This window comes from Desulfuromonadales bacterium (assembly GCA_035620395.1).
In the GTDB taxonomy this organism is placed as follows: Bacteria; Desulfobacterota; Desulfuromonadia; order Desulfuromonadales; family DASPGW01; genus DASPGW01.
Genome location: DASPGW010000080.1, coordinates 1 through 2,779, shown reverse-complemented (window position 1 = coordinate 2,779; position 2,779 = coordinate 1). Strand labels below are relative to the sequence as shown.

The window sequence follows — 2,779 nt, the reverse complement described above, 5'->3', positions numbered from 1 at the left end:
CGTCCTGGGCCATGACCAGTTTGCCTGCCGCCGCGAGCGTGTCGTAAACGCCGGCTTTCTTCATCGCCTCCTCGGCGTACTGGCCGGCCGGAACGCTCCGCGGGCTGCCGATGGCGATGCGCTTCAGTTTCGGCAGGTCGGCCAGTGAGGATGCCCGCCCCTTCGGCCCGACGAAGACCAGGGTGTTGGCGGCCAGAATCCCCACCGTATCGACTGCAAGCCGCTTTTCGCCGACCAGGAACTCGATCCACTGCGGATTGGCCGAGATGAAGAGATCGGCCGGGGCGCCGGCGGCAATCTGCTTGGCCAGGGTGCCCGATCCGCCATAATTGGGGCGGCAGGCCGTGCCGGGATGTGCCCTGGAATAGTCGGCGCAGATTTCGTTCATCGCGTCGGTGAGACTAACGGCGACGGAGAGGCGGATAGCACCGGCCACCGCAACGGAAGCTAAGCACAAAGAAAACAAGATCAGTAGTAGACCGGCTTTTCTCAGCATGGTGGTTCTCTCCAGAGTGGCCGAAGGAGAGTAGCACATCTTAGGAGACGGTGGTAGGGGCACGGCGCGCCGTGCCCCAGCCCGCTCACCCCGCCTGCAGCGTCGCCAGATCCAGATCCCTGCCGATCAGCCCCACCGCGTCGGCGCGGCACTGCTTGCAGTGGCGGGCCTGGGAGAGGATCAGTTCGGCCTGGTTGCGCACCATTTCCATCACTGCTTCGGAAGGGGGCTCGACGTCGCGGAAGCGGCCGATGGGGATCACCGGCAGGATGTTCATCATGGTCGCCCCCAGTTCCCGCGCCTTGACTGCCAGCGGCAGCGTTTCATGGTCGTTGACGCCGGGGATGTAGACCGAGTTGATCTTGACCAGCAGGCCGGCCGCTACCACCGCGCGGATGCCTTCGAGCTGCCGCTCGAGGAGCACCGCCGCCCCTTCCTCCCCCTGCAGGCGCCGGCCGTGCAGGTTGACCCATTCGTAGACCTTCGCCCCGGTTTCCGGGGTGAGGGCGTTGACGGTGACGGTGACGCTGTGCACCCCCAGCTCCAGAATCTCGTCGACCTTCTCCGGCAGCAGCAGGCCGTTGGTGGAGAGGCAGAGGGTCAGCTGCGGGTGCGCCGCCTTGACCAGGCGGAAGGTCCTGAAGGTGTTGGGGTTGGCCAGGGGGTCGCCGGGACCGGCGATGCCGACCACCTTCATGGTCGCGCCGATCTGCGGGTGACGCAGCACCAGGTTGACCCGCTCCAGACCTTCCTCGGGGCTGAGCACCCGGCTGGTGACCCCGGGCCGGCTTTCGTTGGCGCAGTCGAACTTGCGCTCGCAGAAGCCGCATTTGATGTTGCACCCCGGCGCCACCGGCAGGTGCATCCGGCCGGCCTTGCTGTGGTCGCCGCCGAAGCAGGGGTGATCGGACTGTCTCTTCATCATCTGACAGGGCGTGGCCATGGCTCGTCTCCTTTGCCGCTGAACGACAAAAGGCGCTTCCGTGGTGAAAACGGAAAGCGCCTTTGCCCGTGAAGTTAAAAAAGCCCCGGGGGGATCATTATCCGCCGGGGCTTCCTTGCCTTGTTCGGTAACGGGTACGTCCTTGTACCGCTGGTCTGATTTTTCAGATTGCATTCGCCGTGCCAGAGTTTACCCCCTGAAGACAGGCGAAAAAAAGGGGCAGGAAGGGTCCCTCAATCCCCCTCCTGCCCATGCCTGAGGCAATTGCAACCCTGGAAGGGCACTTTTTAATCATGTGTGGTGCGGGGGCAATTCATGAATTGCCCCTACGGTTTCTCGCATTTCTTCGGTCCCTGGCAGGCGCAGCCGCAGAGGGCGGCGTGGGCAGTGCGCAGGGCGGTGTCGATCGGTCCGACGGCGACGACGTGGGTGAGGCCCGCCTTCTCCAGCTCCTGGCGGGGGTAGTCGCCGATCATGGCGGTGATCACCGCCTTGCACCCCTGGAGGGCCTCGACGATGGCGTCGAACTGACTATGCCGGAAGGGGTGGTCGGGATCGAAGGAGCAGTACTTCTCCACCTGCACCTCGCCCACCTGCCGGGGATTCCCCTGGTTGAAGTCGTAGATCAGGAAACGTTCGGCATGGCCGAAGTGCTGGTCGACCTCGGTGCCCGATTTCGATGCGATGGCGATGCGCATAAAAAACTCCGTAATAAGTCTTATGGGTCCTGTAGGTCCTATGAGTCCTATGGTTTCAAACCATCAGCGGTTTGAACGAGAACGCCTTCTTGCTGCAGGTCACGCCGCAGCCGACGCAGCCGACGCAGTTATCGGCGTTGACGATGCTCATGACCATGCGGACCGATTCGGACTCCTCGTCCTCCAGGTCCTCGGGGCCGAGCACGCTGCGCGAGCAGGCCTTGAAGCAGCGGCCGCAGCCGATGCATTTCTCGTGGTCGATCGCGTCGATGAAGGTGGGGGTCCACTCCTTGCCGCCTTTGGTTTTGCCGGTGTAGAAAGCCATGTTGATTCTCCTTTTTTGGGTATAGGTCCTATAGGACATATGGGTCCTATGGGACGAATTGTCGGTTATCGTTCTACAAATCCGGGTCTTTCCCCCTTCAACATCGCCTTGCGCAGCCAGGGGGGAGGACTGCCGCGCAGGACTTCCTGGAGCTTTTCGACGACGGTGGCTATCGGCTCCCGTTCCTTGCTCTTGATCGGGTGAATCTTCTTGGCCACCAGGCGGGCGGCCGCCGGGCCACCGATTTCGGCGACGTAGACCAGCGCGCAGTCAGCCAGGCCGGCACAGCGGGCTTCGATCCGGTCGGCTTCGTCGTC

Annotated in this window: 5 protein-coding genes; all 5 read right to left on the bottom strand. The window is 63.2% G+C overall.

The features are described from left to right. The coding region (gene modA / locus VD811_04655; GenBank protein ID HXV20271.1) for a molybdate ABC transporter substrate-binding protein at positions 1-496 on the bottom strand (496 nt) is incomplete at its 3' end. 85 nt (positions 497-581) lie between these two features. Continuing rightward, entirely contained in the window at positions 582-1,439 is an 858-nt protein-coding gene (locus VD811_04650) for a radical SAM protein (GenBank protein ID HXV20270.1), read from the bottom strand. A gap of 326 nt (positions 1,440-1,765) precedes the next feature. Next, positions 1,766-2,137 (bottom strand): NifB/NifX family molybdenum-iron cluster-binding protein, encoded by a 372-nt coding sequence (locus VD811_04645; protein ID HXV20269.1) that lies wholly within the window; start codon positions 2,135-2,137, stop codon positions 1,766-1,768. Positions 2,138-2,192: 55 nt separating this feature from the next. Continuing rightward, positions 2,193-2,462 carry a ferredoxin III, nif-specific gene (gene fdxB / locus VD811_04640; GenBank protein HXV20268.1) on the bottom strand — a complete coding sequence of 90 codons (270 nt, stop codon included), beginning with the start codon at positions 2,460-2,462 and terminating at the stop codon, positions 2,193-2,195. A 65-nt stretch (positions 2,463-2,527) separates the two neighbouring features. After that, the coding region (locus tag VD811_04635; GenBank protein HXV20267.1) for a NifB/NifX family molybdenum-iron cluster-binding protein at positions 2,528-2,779 on the bottom strand (252 nt) is incomplete at its 5' end.

What these genes read in the sequence shown, in the direction of transcription:
- VD811_04650 (HXV20270.1), bottom strand. Translation starts at nt 1,439, where the DNA reads ATGGCCACGCCCTGTCAGATGATGAAGAGACAGTCCGATCACCCCTGC.
- VD811_04645 (HXV20269.1), bottom strand. Translation starts at nt 2,137, where the DNA reads ATGCGCATCGCCATCGCATCGAAATCGGGCACCGAGGTCGACCAGCAC.
- fdxB (HXV20268.1), bottom strand. Translation starts at nt 2,462, where the DNA reads ATGGCTTTCTACACCGGCAAAACCAAAGGCGGCAAGGAGTGGACCCCC.